Annotated in this window: 1 protein-coding gene; it reads right to left on the reverse strand. The window is 67.7% G+C overall.

All coding sequences use genetic code 11. The features are described 5' to 3' along the window. Positions 1-328: 328 nt before the first annotated feature. A partial coding sequence (locus FJZ36_18280) for a tandem-95 repeat protein (protein MBM3216847.1) occupies positions 329-4,018 on the reverse strand: 3,690 nt, incomplete at its 5' end.

The raw sequence follows: 4,018 nt of genomic DNA on the forward strand, positions 1-4,018 counted from the left end.
GGGAGGGCGCGCCTCTCACCGAATCCGCGAGGGGCCGAAGTGTCGACACATCGCCTTTCTCTGCCAGCTCCGGCAAGGAGAGCGTCTTCACCGACGCTGCAACGCCGCGCAGCGAGCTCGCCACAGCCGCCATGTGAGCACAGCCGGGCGCGTCATGATCGGGCAGCGACGCGTGGTGCGGCCGTCGCGTGCGTCGCAGTCGTTGAACTACGACCGACGCCAACGTGGCTGTGTTGCGGGCAACGAGGCACGCCGACCTGGGCGAATCGTCTGGGAATGGAACGGTAGGGGCGACTCGACGAGTCGCCCCTATTACGTGTGAGCTGGGCTACTTGTCGATGACCATCCGCCGCGTCTGCTGGTAGGAACCTGCTCGCAGTTCGTAGAAGTAGACCCCGCTCGCGACCCGCTCCCCAAGCTCGTTCCGACCATCCCAGTACGCCGCTTCGGACCGCGACGTGTAGTACCCCGGCTCGCGGTAGCCCAGGTCGAGCTTACGCACCAGTGCGCCCGTCGTGTCGTGGATGGTCACCGTGACGGCGGAGCCCTCCTTGAGCTCGAAGGGAATCCACGTCTCCGGGTTGAAGGGGTTCGGGAAGTTCGGCAGGAGCGCCGTGCGTCGAGACGCCACCACCTCGCCGGCCATCACGTAGCCGACCCGACGGCCGCTGCCATCGACCAACTGGACGTCGCTCAGACGGATCGACCGTACGACGGCGTCGGGGTTCAACCCGGACGCCAGCCGCAGATGGAACCGCGCAAGCGTGTGGCTGTCTGCCGATGGTTCGGCGCCGAGACGCGCGGCGAGAAGCTCCACTGAGCGCTCACCGGAGCGCACCGACGAGAAACCGAAGGTTGGCTGCTCAACGGCGGCTTGTTCGAGCGTCACGCCGTGCACGGAGAACGCGACGCGCGCCGCGTAACCAGAGATGCCGGAGCCCGAGTCATCGACCAATCGCACCTCGACACGGTCGCCGTCCAGATGCGACGCCTCGAAACGGAGCCGGGCTCGGACAGGAACGCTCGCTGGTTCCCAGGTCGGGGCTGAGGAGACCGACTCGCCGAAGTGCGTCGCGACCATCACCAGGTCGGCGATGTCGATGACGCCGTCGCCGTTGATGTCCTCCGGCGTCAGCACCTCCGACTCGCCGAACGTCGAGGCAGCGCGGACCAGGTCTTGGATGTCGATGACGCCGTCGGTCGAGACGTTCCACGGCACCGCCGGAAGCTGGATGCCCTGATACAGCCCCGGCTTCTTGGCGTCGAATGTCAGCGTGTTGGCGACCGTGTCCGTGCGGATGACGACGACCTCCCACCCGCGTTCCGTCGCTCTGCCGACGCGGATCGTCGGCGATGACAGCTTCGTGTCCTCGAACAGGCGGATCGACACGGCGACCGGCTTCGCGAACTCACCGACCGTGTTGCCATCGGACGTGTCGGCGTTGATCGTCACGCCGAAGTCCCTCACGACGCCGCCGATCTTCTGAGACCGCTCCGGAGCCAGCAGAAGCTCCTCGGCGGCGTTCAAGCCGACCGCCCGGGCGATCGTGATCCCCTCCGGCGGAACCTTCACGGTGATCCGATCGCCGACGCTCACCGTCGCGCCCGACGGACCCGCCAGCGCGATGGTCGCCACCGGCGAGAACACGCGCGGATCGCGCAGACCGATCGCGTTGACTGTCACCACCGCGTAGTAGATCGTCGCGCCGACGGGCGCGTCCGGATCGTCCGCCGTCGTGCCCGCGACGTTCGACAGGAGTGGCGCGATCCCCGAAAGCGTCTTGATGGGCAGATTGGAGCGATACACGTCGTACCGCGCGGCGGCTGGATCGGCCGACCAGGTCAGACGCACGCCGCGCTCCAACGCCCGCGCCGTCAGCGACGCGGGAGCCGTGCTCGGCGGGAGCGCGTTCACCCGCAGGGCGACCGTCGCTGTCACGGGGTCCGTCACGCCGTCCGCGATCGACACGATCACGACGAAGTCACGCTCCGCGCGCGACATCCCGACCAGCCGCGCCCGCAGCGTACCGTTTGCATCGACGGTCAGCGCCAAGTCGCCGTCGCCGGCGCCTCGCGGAGTCAACTCCTCCACGCGCACGAGCGCGAACCGCACGGCGTCGGCGTCCGCATCCGTCGCAGACAGACGCGCGACGAGGTCGCTGCCCTCCAGGAACTCCTGACGCGGCATCGCCACGAACACCGGCTGCGCGTTGACCCGCGTGACGACGATCTGAACCGTCGTCTCCGCGCTCGACGCCCCGTGCTCGTCCGTCGCCACGTAGACGAACGAGTCCTCCCCGAAGAATCCTGCCTTCGGCGCATAGTCCGCCGACAAGCCCTCCACCGCGACCGAGCCGTTCGCCGGCTGAGTCTTCACCGTCACCTTGAGGGCAGTCAACGCGCCGTCGTCCGAGACCGTCAGTGAGATCGTCGCCTTCTTGTCCTGAGGCGTCTCGACCCGCTGCGCGGTGGCAGTCGGGCGGCGGTTCACCGCGACCTTGACGACCGCCGTCGCGCTCGAGACGGTTCCATCCAGCACGGCGAACCCGAATTCGTCGGGACCCGCGTAGCCCTCGGCGGGCGTGTAGGTCGCCGTGGAACCCATAAGTTTCACGCTGCCGTGCGTCGGCTCCGAACGGAGAACCATGACTGGATCGCCCGCCCTCCCGATGGATCCGACGAGACGAATCTCCTTCGCCTCGCCCGCCGTCACGACGACGGACTGACCCTCCGCCTTCGGAGCCGCGCGCACCGCGACGGTCACCGACACAGGCTCCGACGACGCCTTCCCGTCGTTGACCGCGTAGGCGAACGTGACGGAACCCGCGAAGTCCGACGGAGCCGTGAACGTCGCCTTCAGACCTTCGACGGACGCGGTTCCCGACGCTGGCGATGTCGTGATGCTCGCCGTCAGCGGGTCGCTGTCCGCGTCGGTTCCCGCGAGATCGAGAACCATCGGAGCCCCGGCGACCGCCTCGAAGGGCCCGATCGCCTTCGCCACCGGCGCGCGATTGGGCGGCGGCGCGACGACGATGACGACCTCCGCCGTGTTCGAGAGGTCCTGTCCGTCGCTGGCGTGGATGGAGAACCGCTCCGTGCCGGTGAACCCCACGTTCGCCTTGTAGGTGAGCGTCTTTTTGTCGTGGTTGAAGTCCACACCGCCGCCCGTCGGGTGAGTGACCAGGCTGATCGTCAACGGGTCATCGATGTCGAGCGTCGTCGCGTCGTTGTCGGCATCGGTCACGGGGATCGTGATGACCACGCTGCCGCCGTGCTCGACCTTGTCCTCCGCGATAGCGCGGATGACCGGCGCGCTGTTGACCGCCGTGATGTTGATCGTCACCGTTCCGGGCGCGCTGTCCTCGCGTCCATCGTTCACCTTGAAGGTGAAGGTGTCCGTGCCGCTGAACGCGATCTTTGGCTGGCGGTTGGGCGTATAGATCATGTTGGGCGCGGTGCGGCTCAGCATCCCGCGCTTGGGCGCATCGACGATGGTGTAGGTCAGCGTGTCGCCGTCGGCGTCCGTCGCCTCGAAGACGATCATGAACGCCGTGTCCTCGCGCGTCGTGTATTCGGCGGATTTGGCGACCGGCGGATCGTTCACCGACGTGACCGTCACCGTGAACGTCCGCGTCGCCGTGTTGTTGGCGCTCTGACTGTCGTTCGCCGTGACGGTGATGACCGCCGTCCCGTACGCGTCCTTGACAGGCGTGTACTTCAGCGAACGGCTCGCGCCCGTCCCGCTGACCGCGACGCTCGCGATGAGCGCCGTATTCCCGCTCGTCGCCGTGACGGTGACCGACTGACCCGACTCGTCGGAGCCGCCGCCGGGTCCGACGCCTGTGACGGTGATCGTCTGCTCCGCCGCGTCCTCCAGGATCGCCGACGGATCGCTGATCGCGTCGAGAACCGGCGCGTCGTTCACTGCCGTGACCGTCACCGTGAACGTCCGCGTCGCTGTGTTGTTGGCGCTCTGACTGTCGTTCGCAGTGACGGTGATGACCGCTGTCCCGTTCGC

This window comes from Candidatus Poribacteria bacterium (genome assembly GCA_016866785.1).
GTDB lineage: Bacteria > Poribacteria > WGA-4E.